This is a genomic window from Pseudoalteromonas sp. MMG012 (assembly GCF_018100875.1).
GTDB lineage: Bacteria > Pseudomonadota > Gammaproteobacteria > Enterobacterales > Alteromonadaceae > Pseudoalteromonas > Pseudoalteromonas aurantia.
The window spans coordinates 1-361 of the sequence record NZ_JAGJEF010000251.1; the positions used below are offsets into that span (position 1 = coordinate 1).

Consider the following 361-nt stretch of genomic DNA (forward strand, 5'->3'; position numbering starts at 1 on the left):
AGCCGAGCTAAGCCTAGGGGGTATACGGCGACAGGGCCAAACCAAGTTTGGACTTGGGATATCAGCTACTGCCCTTCAACAGTAATTGGTCGCTTCTTCTATCTCTACATGATAATCGACATCTTCAGCCGTAAAATTGTGGGTTGGGAAGTTCATGATAGTGAATCAGGAGAATATGCTGCGGAATTACTTGAACGTACACTCTGGGCTGAGAAATGCGTTAAACAAAATGTCGTATTGCACTCAGATAACGGCAGTCCGATGAAGTGCCTGACGATGCAGGCGAAGATGCTTGAAATGGGGATAATAGGCTCTCGAAGCCGTCCAGGTGTCAGCAATGATAATCCATATTCGGAATCTC

General features: G+C 46.5%; 1 protein-coding gene. It reads left to right on the forward strand.

What is annotated here, in order from left to right; all coding sequences use genetic code 11:
• On the forward strand, positions 1–361 hold a 361-nt coding region (locus J8L97_RS23300), incomplete at both ends, for a DDE-type integrase/transposase/recombinase (RefSeq protein ID WP_211053102.1).